The following is a 1,507-nucleotide window of genomic DNA, read 5'->3' on the forward strand; positions in this document are numbered from 1 at the left end:
GCCGCGGTCTCCCCGGGGGGCTTCGGCGCGGCGCTGGGAGCGGCGTCCGCGGAGCCGGTCGGCGGCGGCGGCGCGACCCTCCCCGTGCCGTGACGCGGTGAGGGCGCGCGTCGCCAGACCGGCTGCTGGAGGAGGTTCATGTCCGGGCTTCCTTGGGGGTCGGGCGAAACGGGGGGGGGAGAGAAAGGGCCACCGTCTCGGGGCGACGAGGCGGTGGCCCTGGGTCATCTGCCGGACGACGGTCCCGACGGTCCGGCCGGCGGGACGCGGTGCGCTCCCGATCCGGACGTCACGGGCTCGCGCGGCCCGGAGGACACGGCCCCGTCGCCGCCGCCGGATCCGGCGGTGTCGGCGGCGCCGTCGCCGAGGACGTGCCGGAGCTTCTCGCCCTCCACGTCCACGTCGGGCAGGATCCGGTCGAGGGGGCGCGGCAGCCACCAGGCGGCCTTCCCGAACAGGGCCATGACGGCGGGCACCACGGTCATCCGGACGACGAACGCGTCGAAGAACACCCCGGCGGCGAGCGCGAAGCCCATCAGCTTGATCATCGACTGGTCGTCGCCGATGAACCCGGCGAACACCGCCATCATGATCACGGCCGCGGCGGTGACCACCCGCGCGCCGTGCCGGAACCCGGACACGACCGCGTCCCTGGGCGCCGCGCCGTGCACGAACTCCTCGCGCATCCGGGTGACCAGGAAGACCTGGTAGTCCATCGCGAGGCCGAACACCACGCCGATCAGGAAGATCGGCATCAGGCTCATGATCGGCCCGGTGCTGTCCACCCCGATCAGCGACGCGCCCCAGCCCTTCTGGAACACCGCGACCACCACGCCGAACGTGGCCGCGACGGTGAGCAGGAAGCCCAGGGTCGCCTTCAGCGGCACCAGGACCGACCGGAACACGAGCATCAGCAGGATGAACGCGAGGCCGACGACGAGCGCGAGGTAGGGCGCGAGGGCCCCGGAGAGCTTGGCCGACACGTCGATCCCGATCGCGGTCTGGCCCGTGACCATCGCCTCGGCCCCGGTCCGCGCGCGCAGGCCGTCGCTCATGTCCCGGATGTCGGAGACCAGCTTCTCGGTCTGCTCGGTGCTCGGGCCGCTCTTGGGGACGACGGTCAGCAGCGCGGTGTCGCGCTGCTGGTTGGGCACCGGCGGGGTCACGGTCGCGACGTCGTCCATCGCCTTCAACTGCCCCGAAAGCCCGGCGGCAGCCTTGGTCACGTCCCCGGATCCGTGGACGACGACCATCAGCGGGCCGTTGAACCCGGGACCGAAGCCCTCGGAGACCATCTGGTACGCCTTGTACTGGGTGCTGCTCGGCGACGACGCCTCCTCGCCGGGCATCCCGAGCCGCAGGTCGAGGGCCGGGAGGGCGAGGACGCCGAGCCCGACCACCGACAGCAGCAGCACCGCCAGCGGGCGGCGGACGACGAACCGCGCCCAGCGCTCGCCGGCCGCGCGCCGGCCGGGCCGGGGCCCGCCGCGCAGGCCGCGGATCCGGC

The 1,507-nt window shown here is 73.9% G+C and carries 1 protein-coding gene; it reads right to left on the reverse strand.

Features of this window, described 5'->3' with window-relative positions:
* Positions 1-224 precede the first annotated feature (224 nt).
* The coding region (locus DZF91_RS23910) for an MMPL family transporter (RefSeq protein ID WP_147341333.1) at positions 225-1,507 on the reverse strand (1,283 nt) is incomplete at its 5' end.

The sequence above is a fragment of the Actinomadura logoneensis genome (genome assembly GCF_003428695.1).
GTDB lineage: Bacteria > Actinomycetota > Actinomycetes > Streptosporangiales > Streptosporangiaceae > Spirillospora > Spirillospora logoneensis.